We start from the raw sequence: 21,039 nt of genomic DNA, 5'->3' as shown, positions 1-21,039 counted from the left end.
CAAAGCGAACCTGCGCAAGCACGACTTATTCACAGCAATCATCTCGTGCCAGCGCTTGAATCCAGATCACAGCGCGGTATCGCTGAGTGCACCCATGGATTGCCGCCAAAATGAAATCGTTTCCAGCCTGATGGCCTCGTATCACGAGGTGGGCGGGATCAACCACGTCGATTGCGGCAATCTGCCCTCGAAACGCGCCATCGCGGTGCTTTGCGAAGATCTCCTGCACCTGCTCTTTCCCGGGTTTTTCTCGGATGAGGCCGTGACCTCCCAGGAGCTGGAGCTGATGACGAATGAGCTCGTCTCCAGCATCCGCGAACGTCTGAATGTCGAGGTGCGCCGCAGCCTGCGGCTGAATGGCAGCCATGAAAACCGCGATGCCGAGGCCGCCGACATCGTGTGCAGCTTTCTCATGCGCCTCGCGGAGGTGCGCGCCCTGCTGAAAATGGACGTGGAGGCCGCCTATGCGGGCGACCCCGCCGCGCGCGGTTTTGAGGAGATCATCCTCGCCTATCCGGGGCTGGAGGCCATCGCCATCCAGCGCACGGCGCATGTGCTTTATCAGAAAAACGTCCCCGTCATCCCGCGCATGATGACGGAGTGGGCGCACAGCCGCACCGGCATCGACATCCATCCCGGCGCGGAGATCGGCACGCACTTTTTCATCGACCACGGCACAGGCGTGGTCATCGGCGAGACCGCCACGCTCGGCAATCACGTGAAGCTCTACCAAGGCGTCGGCCTGGTGGCGCGTTCGCTGGCCGCCGGGCAGGCGCTGCGCGGCAAAAAACGCCACCCCACGCTGGAAGACCACGTCACTGTCTATGCCAATGCCACGATTGTCGGTGGCGACACGATCATTGGTGAGCGCAGCACCATCGGCGCCAACGTATTCATCCTCGAGTCCGTCGCACCCGACATGCTCTACGCCCTCGGCGATCAGGAGCACAAGGTGCAGGTCAAAAAGAAGAAGTGAGCATGTTCGACCTCTCCCAGCTCAGTTTTGATTTCTCCGCGCTGCCGCACTGGGTGCCCTTCCGCACCGTGAAAGATCTCACACCCGCGCCAGAGCCAAAATCCAATGCGGAAGAGCCTCTTCTGGATGGTCGTGATGCAGAGCTGGAGGAGCAGACGCGTGCCATGCTGCTGGCGCTGGGCATGCCCGGCGGGGCCAAGCTCGTCACCGTCACCTGGAATGCCCGCCTGCGCAGTACAGCAGGCTACGCGCGCTATCCGGGATGGGAAATCGAGCTCAATCCGCTCCTGCGTGACTTTGAAGGCCAGGTGGAGCGCACCCTAAAGCATGAGCTGGCGCATCTGATCGCCTACCACCGCAGCGGCCGCCGCCGCATCGAGCCCCATGGCCGTGAGTGGCGCCAGGCCTGTGCGGACCTCGGCATCCCCGGAGAAAAGGCCCACCACCGCCTGCCGCTGCCGCGCAATGAGGTCGAGCGCAAGCTCACCTACGCCTGCCCCGTCTGCAAAACGACAGTGCAGCGTGTGCGCAAGTTCCGCCGCCCCACCGCCTGCCTGAAATGCTGCCGGCTGCATGCGGGCGGGCAGTACGACGGCCGTTTCCGGCTTGTGCTGCTGAGCGGGAATTAGTTGTCAGGCGGCGCTTCTTTCCGCCAAGCTCGGGCTTCCGAACTGCGTTTATGCTTGACCTAAGTGCCACCACCCGCTGGTTTAGCGCCACTCTCACCCTTTCCGTCATGAAAACCGCCTCGCGTTTCTTCTCCCTTGCTTCCATCTGCCTGCTCGCTGCCTCCGGCGCCAGTGCGCAGCTCGCGGAAGAGTTCCATGTCTGGACGAACACGGCTGGCAAGCAGGTCGAGGCGACCCTCGTCTCGGTCGATCCCGTGGCCAAGACGGTGAAGATCAAAACCAAGGACGGGCGTGAGTTTGATGTGGCCATCGCCAACCTCAGCCCCGCCGATTTCACCTATGCCAAAGCGCGCTATGCCGCCATGCAGGCCGCCCCGCCTGCCGCCGCCATGGCGCCTGCGGCACCGGCAGGAACCCCTCCGGCCACGCCACCTGCCGCTCCTCCGGCTGCCGCCGCCAAGGCCACCGCCGCGAAGAAGCCCGCCCCTCCGAGGCCGGCGATCACGGTGGTTCCGGTGTCCAAATTCAAGGCCCCTTCGGCCAACGACTATCTCAGTGGCATCGCCAAAGTGCGCCCCCGCCTCATTCACAACGCGGCGGGCTGGGCAGCGCTGAAGGGGCAGCTGGCCGCTGATCCCGTGCTGGCAAAAATGATGGAGTCCATGAAGGCTTCCGGGGAGGACCTGCTGCTGGACCCTGAGCTGACACGCATCAATGGCGACACCGGCGGTGAAGGCCCCAAGGCCGTCTATCGCATCGGCCTGCTCGGAGCCCTGCACTACTGCGACGGAGATCTGAAATGGCAGGACAAAGGCACCAAGGAACTCCTGGCACTGGCAGACAAAGTCTCCTTCCGCGACTGGCACCCCGAACTCATCGACAATGTCACGGACATGGTGGTGGCCACAGTCCTGGGCTACGACTGGTTCCGCGCCGGACTGAATGCAGAGCAGGCCGCGACCGTGCGCACCTGCCTGGCAGAAAAGGGCATCGGGGCGCTCATCGCCCATCTGGAGGGGGAGGAGATCCCTGAAAGCGCCAAAGGCACCTCGGGCGGCCAGTCCGGTACCAAGGCGAAAGCACCGCCTGCCAAGGCTCCTGCCAAACCCCAGGCAAAGCCTGATACGGGCAAGCTCCTGCCCGACAGCAAGCAGATGGCTGCCGCCACGGCTCTCCTGCTCTCCGCCATCTGCCTTGTGGATGAAGAGCCCGGCGTCGCCAAAAAAGCGGCGGACGCCGCCGCCAAAGTCTTTGGCAAAGGCATCGTGCGCTTCGCTCCTGCCGGTGTCTGGCCCGAGGGCCTGCAGGCCGGTGAGACTGTCATGGACTATGTGGCCATGCTCTCCCAGTCGCTCAAATCCGCCGCAGGCAAGGACCTCAACATCAGCCTGCTGGAAGGCATCCCGCAGTTTGCCGTGGCCCGCATGCACCTGATGGGCCCCACCGGGCAGATCTTTAACTTCGGAGACACCAAGGGGGCCGTCTCACTGCGTCCGTGGGTCACCACCTGGCTGTGCGGCATCGCTGGAAACCCGGGCATCCGCGCTGTGGCAGCCGCCGGCAAGCAGCCGGTCACTTCCGCCTACTTCGGCCAGGTGGGCAACTTCATCTACTACAATCCCCACGCTGCCGGAGACGGCACGGCGGACTCGATGGACTACGCCCAGCCCGGTGGCTTTGTGGCCACCTCCCGTTCCGGCTGGGAAAAGGCGGACTACTTCGTCGCCGTGAAAGGCGGGGACAATGAAGACACAACCGCGCAGCTGGACATCGGCAGCTTTGTGCTGGATGCCGGCGGTGAGCGCTGGGGCATCGAACTCGGTGCCGAGCAGGACAAAGCGCCCGGCTTTGAAGTCAAGCCAGGCGCGGACCGCACCAAGCGCTTTGCCCTCTACATCGAAAACACGCTGGGGCAGAACACGCTGTCAATCGATGGCAACCAGCAGGATCAGGATGCCAAGGCGTCCGTGCTTCTGGGGTATTCGACTCCGGAGCGCGGCACCGCTGTGGTGGACATGACCAAGGCCTACTCAAAGCCTGCCAAGGATGTGCACCGCGGCATCATGGTGGTGCGCGGCACCAAGCCCTACGTCGTGCTGCAGGATGACCTGGTCATGAAAAACACCGGCAGCATCACCTGGAGCATGCACACCAAGGCCGAGATCAGCGCCAGCGGCACGAGCGCCAAGCTGACGCAGGGTGGCAAGACGCTGGTGGCCACGATTGTTTCGCCGGCCAACGCCACCTTCAGCTCCGCAGAGCCGCCTGAGGCCGCCACCGAGCAGTCACGTGATCTGGTGCGTGAAAAGGTGCATGTGCTCAAGGCGTCTGTGGACGGAGCCAAAGGCCCGCAAAGCCTGTGCATCACCTTTGCGCTGGATGAGGCTGCCACCCACACTGCCACACCCGTCGCCACCTGGGGCGCGCCGAAGAAGTGATCACGCCCGCGGGTGCGCGGCCTCATAGACCTCCTTCATCCGCTGCGTGGAGACGTGCGTGTAAATCTGGGTGGTGGAGAGGCTTGCATGCCCCAGCAGCTCCTGCACGCTGCGCAGGTCCGCGCCGTTGTTGAGCAGGTGCGTGGCAAAGCTGTGGCGCAGCTTGTGGGGCGTCAGGTGCACCGGCAGGCCGGAGGCGCGCCAGTATTTCATGATCACATCATCCACAGCCTGGGCCGTGATGCGCGTGCGCAGCTTGCTCAGAAACAGCGGCCCGTCATGCACCCCGGCCTTGGCGCGGTAGCGCTGCACCGCCTCCAGCGCCTTGGATCCCACGGGGCAGATGCGCTCTTTCCTGCCTTTGCCAAACACGCGCACGGTTTCCGTGTAGGTGTCGATGTCCGCCACATTCAGCGCCACCAGCTCGCTCAGACGCATGCCTGTGCTGTAAAAGAGCTCCAGGATGGCCGTGTCGCGCTCCGGCGCCCACACCGCGTCACGCTTGGACTTCTCCAGCGTCAGCGGCAGCGCCAGCATGGCCTCCACCTGCGCCACGGTCAGCACCACCGGCAGCTTCTTTTCACGCTTCGGCAGCTGCACCTCCAGCAGCGGGTTGGTCTTCCAGCCACGGCGTCGTGTCAGCCATTTGAAGAAGCTGCGCAGCGCCGCAAACTGCAGACGGATCGTTGCCCGCCCGCGCTCCTGCTTCATCAGGTCAAACAGGAAGGCGCGGAAGTCATCCGCCGTCAGCTCGCTCCAGCCTTTGAAAGGCGTGCGCCATTCGCGGAACTGCCGCAGGGCCAGCTCGTAGTTTGCCAGCGTGCGCTCCGAGGAGCGGCGCTCCACCTCCATGAACTCCAGAAACGCAGTGGCGAGCGGGTCCTCCATGGCGTTCAGCCTTCGGTCCGTTTCGCACGGCACACGTTGCAGATTTCATCGCCGGAATCCAGCACGCGGAAGTCCAGCTGCGCATCATCCAGCTCCGTCTTTTTGCACACCGAGCACTGGTGGAAAAAGGTGCCCTCGGAAACCTTTGCCGCCTCAAACCGGCTGCGGCGCGAGGCCACCTGCGACATGCGCGCGCGTTCGCTGACGAAACCCGGGCCGAAGGCCACGAAAAAGTTCAGGTGTGCCAGCAGCACCGGAAACAGCAGCCCGGGATTTCCCATGACGAGAAAGGCCGTCATCCCCGCGCTCAGGGCCGCCACCCATTTCATTTTCACCGGCAGGATGAAGTAGATGTAGATCTCCTCATTTGGAAACAGCGCCGCAAAGGCAAACAGCAGCGTTTGGTAGAGAAACATCCCCGGCGCAGGCCAGTGAAACACCAGCGTCCCCACCGTCACGGCGGTCATCCAGCCGAAGATGTACAGATTCACCCGGAAGGCCCCCCACTCCGACTCCAGTCCGCGGCCGATCCACATGATGAACATCGTGCCGATCAGCGCCCAGATGAGCGAAAAATTTCCCGGGATGAACACATGCGTGAACAGGCGCCAGACCTCCCCGTGCATGACCAGCACCGGATTCAGCTCCAGAAACTGCAGGTAGGCCGCCGCGCCCTCCGGCGACATCACCATGACCATGAAGAGCACCAGCAGCTGAAACATGGCGATGATCTGCACCAGGCCGGGGATGGCGAAGCGGCCGAATTTGGACTCGAGTTTGGAAATGAAGGGCATGTTTGGGGTTTCGTAGTCCGGTTTCAGCCCGGAGCCAAGAGAAGAACGAGCGCCACGCACAGCGCGGCTGCCCAATCGCGCACGCCGAGACGGTCTCCATCTCCTGTAAAGCGCAGCAGCTTGAAGAGCGCCCCCGTGGGGCAGCCATAGCGGCAGTAGGCCAGCGGTGTGAAGAGGGAGAACAGCAGGCCGCCGAGGGCGATGCCGATGCTGGCCCACCCCGCCACGCGAAACACATACGCATCAAAGGGCTCCAGTGCGTTCAGGTTTACCGGCAGCGCGAAGGCCACGCTGAACAGCACGAGCGTCAGCAGCAGGAAGGGGATCTTGGAAAGCAGTGCATCGGCCTTCTTTGACGGAGACCACTGCCACGGCAGCCGCCGCACCGCCAGCTGCTGCAGCGCCCCATGCGGGCAGATGTGGTGGCAGTAGAGCTGCTTGCCCGTAAACACCGGCCCCAGCAGCGCCACCGCCGCCAGCAGCACCAGCCCCTGCGCCGTACGCCACGGCGTGCCATGCGCGGCCCATCCGGCCAGCAGCCCCTGGGAGAGCATCTCTCCGGCGATGAACCCGCCATACACCACCAGCAGCGCATGGTGCAGGTGGCGGCACCACGCCCGGCCACGCAGCGGTGTGAAGGCCATCACAAACGCCGCCAGCAGCACCAGCGCATGCCCGCTGTCCTGCCAGCGCCAGCGCTCGCCCATCTGCTGCCACCAGCTGCGGCGGGCCTCCTTTTCCTTCAGCAGGTTCTCCGCACGCACCCGCACGCCCTCGGCGATGCCGTAGCTCGTCTGTGTCGCGCCGGACACGCCCTCCACACCCGCCGCATTGAAGTCGATGTGAGCGATCTGCTCCGTCGTCATGCCATCAAAGGTTTTCAAAAACGCCGGATCGCCCGTCACGTAGCCCACATACTGCTCCGTGTCATAGCTGCGCCGCAGGGCTATCCCGCGCAGCGTGCCGCCGCTGGCGTCCATCAGCATGAAGGTGTCGCTCGGCCCCTTGTAGCCCACCGTGCCGTCAGAGGCTGGCGCGGTGCGCACTGCCAGCGCGATGATTGTGCCCTTTTCATCCAGCACCTCCTGAGAGCCCGGGTGAGCCTTCGACTCACGCAGCTTCGCCGCCTTGGACTCCAGCTTTTGCACCTCCTCCAGCGTGATCCCATCGGGAAAGCGCAGAGATGTCGTGGCGCTCTTGCCCATCCGCCGCAGCACGCCTTCGGCGATCGCGCTGCTCGTCAGCGTCGCGCCCGTCACAGCCTGTGGCTGCAGGCTGGCCAGCTCCGCCGCCTTTTTTCCGGCGAACTGCTTGAAAAACGCACGCTCCCTCACCACCTCCGCCACGTGGTCCGTCGTGTCCCCGCTCCCCAGGATGCGCAGCCCCAGCACCTTGCCGCGTGAATCCAGCGCGATGAGCGTGTTCGTCGGCCCTGAGTAACCGATGATGTCATCTCCCTCCGGAGAAGTCTGCATCACATGCCCGAGGGTGATGCCCGATTCATCCTTCACCGCCTGCATGCCGTTTTGGGAGACCAAAGCCGCCGCCGCCGGAAAGAAATCGCGCACCCGCTCCACCGTCAGCACCACCGCCCCTGCCGGCGGGTTTCCGCGCTGTATCGCCAGCACTGCCAGCACCAGCAGCCCCACGCGCCAGAGGCGCAGGGCGGTGGATTTCCAGCGGTTGGATTTGGGCATTCGTGAACATCATGGAAGCTCAGGACAAATCAACCCACCGCAGCATTCACCTCTTCGCCACACCCTTCACTTCCCCAGCTCCACCACCCACGCCTGCCCGCAGCGCCCGCCCAGGATCAGGTCTGCGGCCAGATTGTACCAGCCCGCCGCGCCATCGATCACCACCGCATCCGAACTCACCACCACCACGTCGCGTGCAGCGATGAGAGTGCTGTCGGGATTGAACACCGCCTCCACCGTCCACGGCCAGCCATGCTGCTCCCCCAGCTCACGGATGCGTCCTGCCAGCCGCCCGCTGTTGGAGACGGGCTTGTCCAGCAGCCAGTGCACGGAGGCCGTGTGCAGCTCCGCCAGGCGCTCCCCCACGAGGGCCAGTGCCGCGTCCGTCTCTACCACAGCATGGTAGGAACCGTGGACGCTGGACATGTCACGCAGGCAGCCGTCACGGCCGCGCAGCAGCACGCCCCCGCTCAGCGCCGCCTCCAGGCTCACCAGCAGGTTGAAGCCGTCCACCATCACCGCACGCCCCCGCAGCGCCTCTGCTGGCAGGTGCTGCCTCGCCCGTGCCACGCGTGCCGCATCGCCGCAGGCGGCACGGCATGCGGCCAGGCGCTGGCGCTCCCGCAGCTCGTGGCGGTCTCCCACCAGCTTCACTGCCGAGTTTCGCGCATACCCCCGGCTCAGCAGCCACGAGAGCTCCGCCACCGCCACCCGCAGCGCCGGCACCGCTTGCGCACCAAACAGCTCTTCGTCCGCCGGGTGCCTGCCACGATGTCTTTCCGCGCTGCTCATGATAGGGCCATCCATACCAGAGGCGGCTGTTTGAGACCAGTCCTCATTGCCGCGTCAGCACCAGATGCGTCGCCCACTCCGTCGCCGCATGCCGGGTGCATGAGTAGCCCAGCTCCACCAGATTGATCCCCTCAAACAACCGCTCGCCCGAGCCAAGCACGATGGGTGAGATGGCGATGTGCAGTTCATCGATCAGCCGTTCCTGAAGATACTGCCGGATGGTATCCGCCCCGCCGCCGATGCGCACATCCCTGCCGCCTGCGGCCTCGCGCGCTCGCTCCAGTGCCGCGTGAATCCCGTCCGTCACAAAATGAAACGTCGTGCCGCCCTCCATCACCAGCGGAGCGCGCGGATGGTGCGTCAGCACAAACACCGGCATGTGGTACACCGGATTGTCTCCCCACCAGCCTTTCCAGCTCTCATCCGGCCATGGCCCCCGCACCGGCCCGAACATGTTCCGGCCCATGATCCACGCGCCGACATTGTCAAAACCCCGCGCTGCAAAGTCCTCGTCGATCCCGGTCTCTCCGTCCGCCTTTCCAAACAGCTTCGACTGAAACGTCCGCGTCGGGAAAGCCCACGCATGCAGTCTCGTCCCGCCGATCCCCAGCGGATTCTCCAGGCTCTGCTCCGGCCCTGCGCCAAAGCCGTCGATGGAGAGTGTGTAGCTTTCGACGCGGAGTTTGCTCATGGTTTTTTTTATCCCCTCCATCGCTGCTTAAAAAGATAAAAAGACATTCAATGGAAACAGAGGGTGTACTGGATCGAGCGCGGTCCGGGTAGAAGAGACATGTCGGTGAGATTGAGTATCATTGGCATCAAGCCTGCCAGTCAGGATTTGGTTGAACGGCCATCAGCCTGTGGGAGACTCAGGCTTCTGAGGTAGAGACTTGAGTCGAATGAAGCGCTTCCAATGCATGCTGGGTTTTCTGCTGCTGCTTGCCTACGCAGGCACGGCCACAGCGTTTATGCCGGCGTTGGTTGCGGTGCTGGCCGTGCTGGATGGCAGCCATCGCGTCATGGTCTGCCGCACGGAGCAGGGCACGCAGGTGCGTCTGCACCACCGTGAAGATGACTATACCCCGGAGGTGTGCGACCACGCAGGGGTGCTGGGGCGGCTGGCCGTCAGCCTCTGCCGTCCGGCCTCGGAGGGAGACCACAGCCTGGCCACGAGCCAGGTGCCAGGCACCCTGACCAGCCCGGATGATGAGGCCAAGCGCTTCTGCAAGGACAGGCAGCTCTGCAGCCAGGAGCCGGTACGTTTTGACGGTCGGCAGGCGCGGGCGGTCCAGCAGATCGTGTTCGAGACCGCACTGCGCGCTGGCTGCGGCAGCCGCGAAGAGGTGCTGCGCGAGATCGCGACCATACGCCTGCGGGTTTGACATCTGTGGCAGCAAAGCTGCACACCTCCGGCGTATGCTTCAGGGACGTCTCCTCAGATCAAAACGCCCCCTGCGCGCATGCCGTCAGTCATCCTTCTGGTCTCGTATCACTGGCAGCCCGGCTGCCCCCTGCCTTCCCACGCTCACCCATGAACAAATCTCTCTGCTTCTTTCTCCTCCTGGCCGGCACCGCGCTGGCAGACACCTCCCGCTGGTCCGGTACCAGCTCCATCACCTTCGACGGCACCTCCACGCTCCATGACTGGGGCGGCAAGGTGGAGGCGAAGCCTTTTGTCACCACCGTCACCACGGATGCGGCGGGAAACCCCGTGAAAGTGGAGGCCACAGTGACTGTCGAGGTGGCCAAGATGGACACCGCCGAGGCGAAGCGCGACGAAAACATGCGCAAGGCCATGCAGGCTGCTGCCCATCCTCTCATCACCGGCGTCATTGACGCCCCCTTCTCCGCCATCCGTCAGGGAGATGCGGCGCCCGCCACCCTGCCGCTCAAGCTCACCATGCTGGGAAAGACACAGACCCTCACCGGCAGGATCAGCCGCTGGAAACAGCAGGGAGACAAAGCCAGCTTTGATCTCGACTTCGACCTCTCGCTCAAAAAGAGCGACATCAAGGTCCCTTCCGTGCTTTTCGTCATCCGGGTGGGCGACACGATCAAGGTGCATGCCGCTGTCTCCCTGAAACGCAATCCCTCCTGATCCATGCCCGCCTTCATTCATCACATCGCCACGGAGACGCCGGAGTTCATCTACAGCAATGAGTTCACACGCCGGCGCATGCAGGGCTGGGTGTCCGAGCCGCGCGCCAAGCGGCTCGTCGAGATGATCTACGACCGCACCGGAATCGAGACGCGCTACAGCGCCTGCGCCGACTTCATGCAGGAAGACGGGGAGCTCTTCCGCACGCAGCCGGATGGCTCGATGAACGCGCCGACCACCGGCCAGCGCAATGCGCTGTATGCCAGAGCCTCGCGTGAGCTGGCGGTCAGGCTGGCGCGCAAGACGCTGGCGGAGTGCCCGCACTTTGCCAAGGAGGAGATCACGCACATCGTGTTTGCCTCCTGCACCGGCTTCGCCAACCCGGGGCCGGACTACCACATCATCCGCGACGTGGGGCTGAACGAAAACGTGGAGCGCTACACCGTCGGCTTCATGGGCTGCTACGCCGCCTTCCCGGCGCTGCGCATGGCGGCGCAGTTTTGCGAGGCCAATCCGCAGGCCGTGGTGCTGGTGATGTGCCTGGAGCTCTGCTCGCTGCACCTGCAGGTGAGCGACAGGCCGGAGAGCATCGTGGCCAATGCGCTGTTTGCAGACGGGGCGGCCGCGGCCATCGTCAGCGCACGCGAGCCGGCGCATGACCGGCCCTTTTACCGCATGGCGGGATTTCATTCGGCGCTCGTGCCCTCCAGCGAGGCGCACATGGCCTGGGACATCGGCGACCACGGTTTCAACATGGTTCTCTCTGCGTATGTGCCCGACCTCATCGGCAGCAACATCCGCGAAATGCTCGGTGGCATCCTCGACAAGCGCGGCCTCACGCCGGAGGACATCGACGAGTGGGCGGTGCACCCGGGCGGGCGCGCCATCCTTGAGCAGATCGAGCAGCAGCTCGCCCTGCCTGCCACGGCGTTGGAGATGTCCCGCGGCGTGCTGCGCGATTACGGGAACATGAGCAGCCCCACCGTGATGTTTGTGCTCAAAGGGTTTCTTGAGGAGGCGGAGACAGACCGCGCCACGACCTGCGCCATCGCCTTTGGCCCGGGCCTCACGGTGGAGACGGCGGTGCTGGAACGCTGCGGTGTGGCTATCCCGCCTGCGGAAGCCGTGCAGCCCGCCATCGTGCCCCAGACCGCCGTGTTATGAAAGCCACCGACTACGACGTCATCATTGTCGGCGGCGGGCCTGTGGGCCTGCTGCTGGCCAGCCTGCTCAGGCAGCAGGGGCGGCGCATTCGCGTGCTGGAGCGGCGCACCGAGCCCATCGCGCATTCAGCGGCCATCGGCATCACACCGCCTTCGCTTCACATTTTGGAAAAGCTGGGCCTGGCCTCGGAGTTCATCAGCAGCGGAGTGAAGGTGCGCGACTGCTTTGTGCACGGCCAGCGCGGGCAGCTTGGCTGCGTCTCATTCCGCGAGATCCCTGACGAGCACCGCTTCATACTCTCGCTGCCGCAGGTCAGCACCATCGCCCTTTTGCAGAATCATCTCGGGCAGGAGCACATCAAGACCGGTTGCGAGGTCAGCCAGGTGCGGCAGACAGCGGACCACTGCGAGGTGCTGGCCGGCGGGCGCAGGCTCACGGCGCGCTTTGTGGTGGCGTGTGATGGCAGCCGCAGCTCCGTGCGCAGCATCATCGGCATGCGTGCTCCAGGGCGCTCCTATGACTGCCACTTCGTCATGGGAGACTTTGTGGACCGCAGCAGCTTCGGAGACGAGGCGCACCTCTACTTCACTGCGGCGGGCTCGGTGGAGTCCTTTCCCCTGCCCGGCGGCCAGCGCCGCTGGGTGGTGCAGACAGACACACGCATGGACCGCCCGCCTCCCGGCCTCGTCAGCCTGCTGACCAGGCAGCGCACCGGCATCGACGTGCCGGTGGCGGACCAGGTCAATGAGAGCGTCTTCACGCCGCGCAAGTTCAACTGCGACCGCTACTACGACGGGCGCATCATCTTCTGCGGAGACGCTGCGCATGGCATGAGCCCCGTGGGCGGCCAGGGCATGAACACCGGCTTTGCCGACGCGGAGTTCCTCGCTGAAATCCTGACGCGCAGCGATCCGCTCAAGCTGCTGCCCGCCTACAACCGCTACCGCCGCAAGGCCGTGAAAACAGCCATCTTCCGCGCCGAGTGGGGCATGTGGCTGGGCACCTGGCGTGGGCATGCACGCTCCTTGCTGCGGGACTTCGTTTTGAAATACCTGCTCTGCCAGGGGCCTGTCTCCAAACACATGGGGTCCTTTTACGCCATGCTCACCATCCCTTTCAACACCCTCAAACGCGTCCCTGCCGCCAGCCTGCAGCCGCGCCCGCTCTGACTCATGACCACCACCACGCCCGAATACATCCCCACCATCGACGGCGCCGCCGCCCACTACGACGACCTGGACCAGTTTTACCGCGAGATCTGGGGTGAGCACATCCACCACGGCGTCTGGCTCACTGGCCGCGAAACCGACACGGAAGCTGCGGAAAATCTCATCCAGATCGTCGCCGATCTCGGCCACCACAGCCCGGGGCAGGAGGTGTGCGACATCGGCTGCGGCTACGGCACCACGGCGCGGATCCTGGCCCAGCGCCACGGGGTGAACATCACCGGCATGACCATCTCCGCCGTGCAGCTCGCCTATGCCCAGGCCAACAACTCCGTGCCCGGCAAGACTCATTTCATGCTGCGCGACTGGTATGACAACCAGCTGCCGGACAACCACTTCGACATCGTGCAGACGGTCGAAAGTCTGGAGCACATGCCCGACCTTCCCGGCTTTTTCCGTGAGTGCTACCGTGTCATGAAACCCGGCGGCCGGCTGGTCGCCACCGCGTGGATGTCCTGTGAGAATCCCGATGCCTTTGCCCGGCGCCATTTCATCGACGCCATCACCCGTGAGACGCAGATCGCCGGAGTCAGGCCGGAGAGCGAGTTTCGCGCCGCCACGGAGGGGGCCGGTTTTGTGAACTACCAGTGCAAGGACTACGCCCGGCAGGTCAAGCGCACCTGGCCGCTCTGCGCCCTGCGCACCGTGAAAGGTCTGCTGACGAAATCGCACTACCGCCGTTTCCTGTTCAGCTCCCGTAATCCGAACCGTATTTTCGCCCTGACTTTGTTCCGCATCTGGCTCGCCTATGAGCTGGGCATCCAGCGTTACGGCGTCTTCAGCGCCGAAAAGCGTTGAACCACACCCAGAACTGACTAAAACAGCCTTCATGCCCGTGAGCGAAGAACGAAAACAAGACATCACCAAATCCCTCAAGCGTTGCAGCGAGGAGACCTTGGCCGCCGCGTTGCGCTTTGAAGAAACCAAGAATCTCGACGAGCTCGACGCCATCATCCTCGGCGTGCTCGCGCGGGATGCCGCCAATCCCCGGCCGGACGGCATGGCCTCCGTCACCGATGACATGAAGCTCGTCGAGGACATCGGCATGGATTCCTTTGGCATGATCGAAGTGGTGATGACGGCGGAGGAAGTGCTCGGCCTCACCATCGCCACCGAAGAGCTCGGCAGCATCGTCACCTTGGGGGACCTGAAGAAATTTCTCCGCACCAAATTCGGCGCCAGCAATCCTTCATGAAGCGCGTCGTCGTCACCGGCCTGGGTTTCATTTCCAGCATTGGCAACAACCGGGCCGAAGTGACCCAAAGCCTGCGCGAGGCGCGCTCGGGCATCGAGTTTGTGCCGGAGCTGGCCGCCGCCAATGACCGCGTGAAGCTGGCAGGCACGGTGAAGGGCTTTGATTTCCCCTCCCCTGATTCGCTGGACTGGACCTACCCGGCCCATGTGCAGCTCAACCGTGCGCAGCTGCGCACCATGGTGCCGCATGCCGTGTTTGCCACGGCTGCCATGCAGGAGGCCATTGCAGACGCCGGACTGGCGCCGGAGCAGGTCTCCGATCCGCTCACGGGCCTGTACTGCGCCTCGGCAGGCTCCCCTTGGATGACTTATCTGGCGATGGATTCGGTGATCAAGCGCGGCCCGGCCCGCACTTCCGCCCCCATGGTCATCACCGGCATGCCAAACTCGCTGCACCTCAATCTGACAGCGCGTTTTGCCATCAAGGGGGCCACCCTGGCTTTCAACAGCGCCTGCGCCTCCTCCTCCCACGCTCTCGGGCATGCCTGCGACATGATCCGCCTGGGCCGGCAGAAGAGGATGTTCGTCGTCGGTGCGGAGGATGCCCAGCAGATTCACACCATCCTGCCCTTTGCCTCACTGCGCGCCCTGAGCCCGCAGACAGATCCCGCGCTGGCTCCCCGTCCCTTTGATGCGGGCCGCGATGGCTTCATCATCACCGGCGGCGGTGTGGTGCTCGTGCTCGAAGAGGCGGAATCTGCCGCCGAGCGTGGCGCCAAAGTGTACGCCGAGGTCAAAGGCTGGGGCCAGAGTTCGGACGGCTACGACGTCGTGGCCCCGGACCCCTCCGGCAGCGGCCTCGCCCGCGCGATGACGAACGCCCTGCAGGAGTCCGGCCTCGCTCCTGAGGCGGTTGACTACATCAACGCCCACGCCACGGCCACCCAGGCAGGAGACGTCGCAGAGCTCAGCGCTCTGAAAACCGTCTTCACCGGAGAGGCGCGGCCCAAGGTCAGCAGCACCAAGGCGCTCACGGGCCACGGCCTCTGCCTCGCAGGAGCGCTGGAGGCAGGCATCAGCTGCCTGGCGCTGAAGGAGGGCTTCATGCCCATCTCCGCCAAGATCCAGCAGCTCGACCCCGCCTGCGAAGGCGTCTCCATTCTCACCAGTCCGACTGATCAGGCCCCGCGTGTGGCCATGAGCAACTCCAGCGGCTTTGGCGGCTCGAACGTGGCGCTGATTTTTTCGGCTACCTGATCCAGCGCCAACGGGCAAACTGGAGGTAGAGCACGGGCAGCAGCACCAGCGTCAGCACGGTGCCGAAAAGCAGGCCGAAAATGTGCACCGCCGTCAGCGGCCGCCACAGCTCGCCTCCCGTCACGGCCAGCGGGATCAGCCCGCACACCGTGGCAAACACCGTGGCCAGCACGGCGCGCAGGCGCACCAGCGCGGCGCGCATGAGCGCTGTCTCCAGCTCGACGCCACCGGCCCTTTCCTCCTCGATGAAATCTGAAAGCACAATGATGTGGCTGACGATGACGCCCGCCAGACTGACGATGCCGATGAGCGCCATGAAGCCAAACGACGCATGCGTGGCCGCCATGCCCGCAAACGCGCCGGTCAGTCCCAGCGGCACCGTGAGCATGACCACGAGGGACTTCATCACTGAGCGGAACTGCACCATCATCGCCAGCGCGATGAGGGCCAGCGAGATCTTCAGCACGCGCTCCATCTCGCGCTGGCTGGTCGTCAGCTCGCGCTCCTCGCCACCGAAGGCGATGCCGGAGGCCGGGAAGGAGGTGCGTGCCTTGTTCAGAATGCCCGAGGCCAGCATGCCGAAGGGAGCCAGCGCCTTCACCGTCACCGTGCGCTGCTGATCGATGCGGGTGATCACGTCCGAGTCATCATGCACCTTGTAGGCTCCGGCAACGGTCAGCGCCTGGCGCACCTGCGCAGTCTTGGCCGGGATGTCCCCGCCGCTGATCTCGATCTGGATCGGCGTTTCCAGCGCAGGCCCCTGCTCGATCTGTTTCACGAGGCAGAGCGCGTCTTGGATCTCGCGGTCAAAGACCTCGCGCAGATGCACGATGAGTGCGGGCACATCCTCCGCATGGCGTGTGTTTACCAGCACCTGCGCCACGTTGGCGGCGGGCTGGCGTGGCAGCACGTTGTAGTAAAACATCGGCGTGCCCCCGCCGCTGACGACGACGGCGCTCTGCACGGCCTCCTCCTTTTGCAGCCTGTCGCTGATCTGCGCGTTGACCTTCTGCGTCTGCTCGATGCTGCTTCCCTCCGGCAGGCGGAGATCGATCAGGAACTGGTTGCGCTCTGCCACCGGGAAGAACTGCTTGCCGAAAAACGGGATGAGCGCCGTGCTGCAGCCCAGCAGACCGTACGCGGCGATGATGGTGAACAGCGGCCGGCGCAGCGCATGCTGCAGCGTGCTTTTGTAAAACGGGATGAGCCGGTGCAGCGGGTGCGAGCCGCTGGCGGCATCAAAGCCCTTCTGCCCGCGCAGTAGGTAGTAGCCCAGCAGCGGGATGAACGTCATGGAAACGATGCGCGAGGACACCAGCGCCAGCGTGATGACCACGGGCAGCGAGATGATGAAGGCGCCCATGTCTCCCGGCAGCAGCGCCAGCGGCAGGAAGGCCACGATGTTGATGAGGGTGCCGAAGAAGATCGCGCGCCGCAGCTTGAAAGGGCCGAGCCAGGCCGCGATGCCACGCGGCTGCCCGTCTGCAAGCTCGCGGTTGATGCCGTCTGAGGCCACCACCGGATCATCCACCAGCATGCCCAGGGAGATGATCAGCGCCGCGATGGAAATCTGCTGCAGCGGCACTCCCAGCGCCGCCATGCCGCCGAGCGTCATCGCGATGGTGAGCGGGATGGCCACGGCGACAACCAGCGCCGTGCGCCAGTCCATGAGCAGCAGCGCCACCAGCACCACCACCAGCACCGCCTCGATGAAACAGCGCAAAAATTCACCGATGCGGTGCGCCGTGGCCGCAGGCTGGTCGGAGACAGTGATGACCTTCACGCCCTCCGGCAGCCTGAGGCTCCCGGTCCTGGCCAGCACCGCTTCTTTAAAGTCGTGGATGTTGTTTCCCGCCTTCATTTCCACGGCCACCAGCACGCTTGCCCAGGGCTTCAGCGGCCCGTCCTCCGCACGGTGCAGGGTGCGCACGCTGTAGCTGGCCGCCACCATGTCCTCAAACGAGGCGATCTGCTCCGGCGCATGGCCAAACTGCCGGATGCGCCCTGTGTTGGAGACGGACCTGAGCTCTTTCTCGATCACATCAGCCGCCGGGCCTGCCTCAGCGCCCAGCACCGCGAACAGCAGCGTGGCTGGAAGCTGGTAGTCTGTTTCGAGGCGTGGTGCTTCGCAGCCCTCGGGCAGCGTGATCGCCTGCAGGATCTCACGCGTTTTCCGCCACTGCTCCCCGATGACCTCTTTGCGGTCTGCCTGCAGCCGGATGACGATGGTGGAGATGCTGTCCCGCGACTGCGACTGCAGCTTTTCCAGCGTGGGCAGGCGCGCGAGCGCGGCCTCCAGCGGTGCCGTCACCTCCTGCTCCATCTGCGCTGCGTCGAGCAGCGGGTGCACCGTCACGAGCACGGCGTCATGCGTGGGAAAGGTGGGGTCTTCCTGCTGTGGCAGGCTTTGAAAAGCCAGCCAGCCCCAGACCAGAACTGCAAACATCGTCAGCCAGCCGAGGAGCCGGTGTTCGACGAAAAACCGTGTGATGCCGCCTTTTGAAGCAGCAGATGAAGGAGGTAAATCCATGGAGGCTATGACAGCTCTCAGTTTTCGCCGCGACCCGGCTGCTTCGCAATGACGCACGTTGCGGGATTGCATGACTGCATTCATGCTGCGGCGCATGATCCGGCCCCACACGCCGCCAGAAACGCCCGCTGACAAGCCCGCACGCAGCGGAGACGCGGGTGGTGCATGGGCGTCTCCCTGGGAGCTGGATCTGGAGTGGCTGGACGCCCCGCCTGGCAAAAAGCGCCGGCAGAGCGAGGAGCCAAGACCTCCGGCAAGGCAGGAGCCCCAGGCAGTCCCCAAACCCTCGGTGCAGAAGCCGCCGCCGGCAGCCCTGGAGGAAAGGCCCGCCCTGCCACGCCAGGCGCCCCCTTCCCGGCTCGTGTCCAGGCCGCGGACCACACCGGCGGCCGAGCGTGAGGTCTCATGGTCCACGCTGGCCATCCTGAGCATGGGCCTGCTCATGCTGGTCTTCATCGCATGGCTCTATGTGGACGACCAGGCTCCGGGGCTGGACCAAGACCTGCTTTTGAACCGGCCTGTCGATCAGGCGGTGATGATCCAGACCCCTGGCAAGCTGCGCAAGTTCCTCAACGCGCTGGTGCCCTTTGAAAGCTCGCAGCTGCGTGGCAGGCCGCCGTGGCTGTGGGACACGCCGACGCTCGCACGCGTCGTGCAGTCCAACGGCATCGCCCTGGACAATCTGCGGGATCTGCTGGAGGACGCCGACTGGCACCCCGCCCATGCGGCATGGCATGCTGCAGACCCATGCGCAGATCCGCGCTGGCATCAGGTGCTCGTGCTCAAGCAGGCAGAGGCGGCATACCTTTCCCGCCGCATGCAGGAGGAGGCGGCGTTTACTGCAGCGATCGATCTCGCGGAACTTGGCTGGCGCCTGGAGCAGCTCTGGGCCTGGCCGTCCTGCTATCAGCAGTCCCTGGAGGCGCAGAAGCTAGCCGCGCAGACCTTGGCGGACCTGCTGCGTCAGACCCGGCTGCCGGAGGCCACGCTGCGGCAGTTTCAGCGCCAGTTCAGCGTCTGCCAGCCCACCACGGAAATGCTGCAGGGGGCGATGAATGCCTTTTACGTGCACGAGAAAAAGCTCATCCTCGGCCCGAAGAGCGGGGAGAATCTCGACACCATGCCCGGTGGCGTGCAGTTGCAGCGCCCCGGTCGGTTGTTCTTCAAGCCATATGAGACCCTGCAGCATTTTGCCATGGCCTTCCGGCAGATCAAAAATGAAGCGGAGACACCCCTGGTCCTCACCGCCGATGTGCGGCTGAAGGACGACACTGCCGCCGAGGCCCCCTACCAGCCGAATTCCGCCGGGCTCGCCTATTACCACCAGCGCATGAAGTTCTACACCCCGATGCCCGCGGCGCTGGGGATGGCGCGCACGCGCGGGAATCTGATCATCTCCTTGTTCGCGGTGCGGCGCTGCATGGCCGAGAAGAAAACGCCTCCGGCCACCCTCGAACAGCTGCGCACTTTCAATTTCCTGCTCGATGTGCCTGTGGACCCCTACACCGGCGCCCCGCTCCAGTACAATCTCGCGCGCGGTCTGATCTGGTCCGTTGGCAATGATCTCAAATCCGCCAATGGCTCGCCCACGGAGCCGCCGATGAATGACCCGGCGGAGCCGACGGTGGAGCTGGGGATGGCGGTGGCAGGGGTTGCCAGGTAGGGGCAGGTCTGCGGTGCCCGGCACATCGGGCGCGCAGCCGGGCTACTTTTTCCACCGCATGCAGCGGAAGGGGTGATCATCGATCATGTTTGCCTGCACGCCTGCGAGGCGGCTGGCATGGAAAAACTGGACGCCCACGTAGTGATAGATGGGGATGAGGACGGCCTCGTCGGTGACGAGGAGTTTTTCCGCCTGCTGAAAGAGCGTGTTGCGCTGGTTCAGGTCAGCTTCACGCGCGGCGGCGGCGATGAGTCCGTCATACCCTGCGTTTGCCCAGCCGGTGCGGTTGTTGCCATTGCCTGCGAGGAACATTTCGAGAAACGTCCCCGGGTCGTTGTAGTCGCCCACCCAGCTGCTGCGGCAGAGGTGGTAGTTTTTCTCCTTCATGGAGGAGAGGTAGATTTTCCACTCCTGCTTGGCCAGATCCACGCTGACGCCCAGATGCTCCCGCCACATGGCCTGAAGTTCGACGGCGATGTTGCGCTCCACCGGCTTGGGAAAGTAGAGGTACTCCACACGCGGGAAGCCTTTGCCTCCGGGGTAGCCCGCCTCGGCGAGGAGCCTGCGTGCTTTCTCGGGGTCAAACTCCGGCCCGGGAGGCGGCTGGTAGTTCTGCCCCGCGCCGGGCGGGGTCAGGCTGTACGCATTGCGCTCGCCGAGCTGCGTGATTTTTTCGGTCACACGTTTTCGATCTATCGCCAGTGAGAAGGCCAGCCGGATCTTGGGATTGTCAAACGGGGCGCGGGTGACGTTGAAGCGCGTGAAGTAGCTGCCCAGGAAGGGGCCGGTGTGGAAGTAAGGCTCCTGCTTGAGCTTGGCTGTCAGCGAGGTCGGCACCATGCCCTTGTCCATGATGAGGTCCGCCTGGCCGGTGAGGAAGTAGTTGATCGCTGTGTTGGGCTCCGAGATGGGCAGGATGTCGATGCTCTTCATCCCCACATTGGCGGCGTCCCAGTAGCGTTCGTTGAGATGAAGCGAGATGCGGTCGTCCAGCAGCCAGTCTTGCAGCGTGTAGGCTCCGTTGCCCACCAGTGTGCCCGGCTTGATCCATGCCGTGCCATGTTTTTCGATGATGTGCCGCGGCACCGGATAGAATGCGGTGAAGGCGCAGAGGTCGATGAAGTAGGGCGTGGGATTTTCCAGCTCCACGCGCAGGGTGCGGTCATCCAGAGCCACCACGCCCACCTGCGTGAAATCCCTGAGCGTGCCCTCGTGGTGCGACCGGGCGTTTTTGATGACGTAGAGCTGGCTGGCGTAGTCCGCGCCAAAGTCCGGCGAGAGCACGCGTTTCCAGGAATAGACAAAATCCTGCGCGCCCAGCGGCGTGCCGTCGCTCCACACCGTGTTCGGGCGCAGGTGAAAGGTGTAGGTCTTGCGGTCCGGCGTCACCTCCCAGCGCTCCGCCATGCCCGGCTGCGGCTTGCCGGCTTCATCGATGCGGCAGAGCCCCTCAAACAGGGCCGAGGCGATGCGCATGCCCACCTGATCCGTCACCACATGCGGGTCGATGCTCTCCGGCTCCGCGCCATTGATGAAGACCAGGTCCGCACGCGGCCGCGAACGCCCGCAGGCGGCGAGAGAAAGCAGAAGAGCGGCGGCGAGGGCGAGGCGGATCACCGGAAAAGCTAGCACACGGTTGCGGCTGCACGCAGCATAATCCTTGCATCCTGCTGCAATGAACCGCCCGCGCACA

General features: G+C 64.4%; 18 protein-coding genes. 11 read left to right on the top strand and 7 right to left on the bottom strand.

Annotated features, from left to right (window positions below):
* The first annotated feature begins 94 nt into the window (after positions 1–94).
* The 3 genes from epsC (at position 95) to ACZ5WW_RS15025 (ending at position 4,043) form a co-directional block, all read left to right on the top strand.
* Positions 95–976 carry a serine O-acetyltransferase EpsC gene (epsC, locus tag ACZ5WW_RS15035; protein ID WP_377171628.1) on the top strand — a complete coding sequence of 294 codons (882 nt, stop codon included), beginning with the start codon at positions 95–97 and terminating at the stop codon, positions 974–976.
* 2 nt (positions 977–978) lie between these two features.
* Positions 979–1,605: a SprT family zinc-dependent metalloprotease gene (locus ACZ5WW_RS15030; protein WP_377171626.1), complete on the top strand. Its 627-nt coding sequence runs from the start codon at positions 979–981 to the stop codon at positions 1,603–1,605.
* Between the two features lie 107 nt (positions 1,606–1,712).
* The gene (locus ACZ5WW_RS15025; protein ID WP_377171624.1) at positions 1,713–4,043 is read left to right on the top strand and encodes a heparinase II/III domain-containing protein; all 2,331 of its coding nucleotides are present in this window, start codon (positions 1,713–1,715) and stop codon (positions 4,041–4,043) included.
* Here the strand turns inward: ACZ5WW_RS15025 and xerA are convergent, their stop codons facing one another.
* The 5 genes from xerA to ACZ5WW_RS15000 all read right to left on the bottom strand — a co-directional run bounded on the left by xerA (position 4,044) and on the right by ACZ5WW_RS15000 (position 8,905).
* A complete protein-coding gene (xerA, locus tag ACZ5WW_RS15020; RefSeq protein WP_377171622.1) occupies positions 4,044–4,931 on the bottom strand; it encodes a site-specific tyrosine recombinase/integron integrase in 888 nt (295 codons plus the stop codon).
* Positions 4,932–4,936: 5 nt separating this feature from the next.
* Complete coding sequence (locus tag ACZ5WW_RS15015; protein ID WP_377171620.1) at positions 4,937–5,725, bottom strand: hypothetical protein; 789 nt, start codon at positions 5,723–5,725, stop codon at positions 4,937–4,939.
* Between the two features lie 23 nt (positions 5,726–5,748).
* Complete coding sequence (locus tag ACZ5WW_RS15010) at positions 5,749–7,422, bottom strand: FMN-binding protein (protein ID WP_377171618.1); 1,674 nt, start codon at positions 7,420–7,422, stop codon at positions 5,749–5,751.
* A 66-nt stretch (positions 7,423–7,488) separates the two neighbouring features.
* Positions 7,489–8,214, bottom strand: coding sequence for a DUF434 domain-containing protein (locus tag ACZ5WW_RS15005; RefSeq protein WP_377171616.1), 726 nt, complete (start codon positions 8,212–8,214; stop codon positions 7,489–7,491).
* Between the two features lie 43 nt (positions 8,215–8,257).
* Positions 8,258–8,905 (bottom strand): dihydrofolate reductase family protein, encoded by a 648-nt coding sequence (locus ACZ5WW_RS15000; protein WP_377171614.1) that lies wholly within the window; start codon positions 8,903–8,905, stop codon positions 8,258–8,260.
* A gap of 208 nt (positions 8,906–9,113) precedes the next feature.
* Here ACZ5WW_RS15000 and ACZ5WW_RS14995 point away from each other — a divergent pair, with 208 nt between their 5' ends.
* The 7 genes from ACZ5WW_RS14995 (at position 9,114) to ACZ5WW_RS14965 (ending at position 15,153) form a co-directional block, all read left to right on the top strand.
* On the top strand, positions 9,114–9,596 hold the full coding sequence (locus ACZ5WW_RS14995; protein WP_377171612.1) for a hypothetical protein: 483 nt from the start codon (positions 9,114–9,116) through the stop codon (positions 9,594–9,596).
* A gap of 149 nt (positions 9,597–9,745) precedes the next feature.
* Positions 9,746–10,312 carry a YceI family protein gene (locus tag ACZ5WW_RS14990; RefSeq protein WP_377171610.1) on the top strand — a complete coding sequence of 189 codons (567 nt, stop codon included), beginning with the start codon at positions 9,746–9,748 and terminating at the stop codon, positions 10,310–10,312.
* A gap of 3 nt (positions 10,313–10,315) precedes the next feature.
* Complete coding sequence (locus tag ACZ5WW_RS14985) at positions 10,316–11,476, top strand: type III polyketide synthase (protein ID WP_377171608.1); 1,161 nt, start codon at positions 10,316–10,318, stop codon at positions 11,474–11,476.
* The gene (locus tag ACZ5WW_RS14980) at positions 11,473–12,645 is read left to right on the top strand and encodes an FAD-dependent oxidoreductase (RefSeq protein ID WP_377171606.1); all 1,173 of its coding nucleotides are present in this window, start codon (positions 11,473–11,475) and stop codon (positions 12,643–12,645) included. The genes ACZ5WW_RS14985 and ACZ5WW_RS14980 overlap by 4 nt, the downstream gene beginning before the upstream one ends.
* 3 nt (positions 12,646–12,648) lie before the next feature.
* Positions 12,649–13,500, top strand: coding sequence for a methyltransferase domain-containing protein (locus tag ACZ5WW_RS14975; protein ID WP_377171605.1), 852 nt, complete (start codon positions 12,649–12,651; stop codon positions 13,498–13,500).
* Positions 13,501–13,537: 37 nt separating this feature from the next.
* Positions 13,538–13,897, top strand: coding sequence for an acyl carrier protein (locus tag ACZ5WW_RS14970; RefSeq protein ID WP_377171603.1), 360 nt, complete (start codon positions 13,538–13,540; stop codon positions 13,895–13,897).
* Positions 13,894–15,153, top strand: a complete 1,260-nt coding sequence (locus ACZ5WW_RS14965; RefSeq protein WP_377171601.1) for a beta-ketoacyl-[acyl-carrier-protein] synthase family protein — start codon at positions 13,894–13,896, stop codon at positions 15,151–15,153. The genes ACZ5WW_RS14970 and ACZ5WW_RS14965 overlap by 4 nt, the downstream gene beginning before the upstream one ends.
* Here the strand turns inward: ACZ5WW_RS14965 and ACZ5WW_RS14960 are convergent.
* Positions 15,146–17,683, bottom strand: a complete 2,538-nt coding sequence (locus tag ACZ5WW_RS14960; protein ID WP_377171599.1) for an efflux RND transporter permease subunit — start codon at positions 17,681–17,683, stop codon at positions 15,146–15,148. The genes ACZ5WW_RS14965 and ACZ5WW_RS14960 overlap by 8 nt on opposite strands.
* A 94-nt stretch (positions 17,684–17,777) precedes the next feature.
* Between ACZ5WW_RS14960 and ACZ5WW_RS14955 the strand changes: the two genes are divergently transcribed.
* Positions 17,778–19,346, top strand: coding sequence for a hypothetical protein (locus ACZ5WW_RS14955; RefSeq protein ID WP_377171597.1), 1,569 nt, complete (start codon positions 17,778–17,780; stop codon positions 19,344–19,346).
* 42 nt (positions 19,347–19,388) lie between these two features.
* Here the strand turns inward: ACZ5WW_RS14955 and ACZ5WW_RS14950 are convergent, their stop codons facing one another.
* Entirely contained in the window at positions 19,389–20,963 is a 1,575-nt protein-coding gene (locus ACZ5WW_RS14950) for a peptide ABC transporter substrate-binding protein (protein ID WP_377171595.1), read from the bottom strand.
* Positions 20,964–21,039 lie beyond the last annotated feature (76 nt).

This window comes from Prosthecobacter fluviatilis, assembly GCF_055388355.1.
This window is presented reverse-complemented; position numbering and strand designations above follow the sequence as displayed.